Genomic DNA, 368 nt, shown 5'->3' with positions numbered 1-368 from the left:
GGATCAATACTGCTTACATTCTGCCATTTTTTGCCGCGGCCTTCGGCATCGCTGCCGGGGCGCGTGGCTTGCGTGACCCGCGGACTCAGGTGGGGTCATCGCCCCGGGAGAGCCTGTCCCAGCTGTCGATCTCGTCCACCGGTCCGGTCTGCTCCCGCGCGGGGCCCGCCGCCGCGGCGTCGTACTTGGTGCGGGACTTCCAGTACCGCCCGGCCGGAACCACCAGCAGGCCGCAGACAGCCAGCAGGGAACCGGCGACGACGGCGAGCACCGGGAAGGCGCTGACGCTCACGTCCGCGCTGCCGCCCGAGACCCCGGTGGCGGCCGCGATTGATCCCTGGGCCGCGGCCAGGGGATCAGCGAGGACC

The 368-nt window shown here is 71.5% G+C and carries 1 protein-coding gene; it reads right to left on the bottom strand.

Going from position 1 to position 368, the window contains the following annotated elements; all coding sequences use genetic code 11:
* Nucleotides 1–85: 85 nt before the first annotated feature.
* A partial coding sequence (locus AB4Z43_RS33555; protein WP_441941022.1) for a Trp biosynthesis-associated membrane protein occupies nt 86–368 on the bottom strand: 283 nt, incomplete at its 5' end.

This window comes from Mesorhizobium sp. 2RAF45 (assembly GCF_052115225.1).
In the GTDB taxonomy this organism is placed as follows: Bacteria; Pseudomonadota; Alphaproteobacteria; order Rhizobiales; family Rhizobiaceae; genus Mesorhizobium; species Mesorhizobium jarvisii.
Note: the sequence above shows the minus strand (reverse complement) of the source record. Positions and strands in the feature narration are given on the sequence as shown.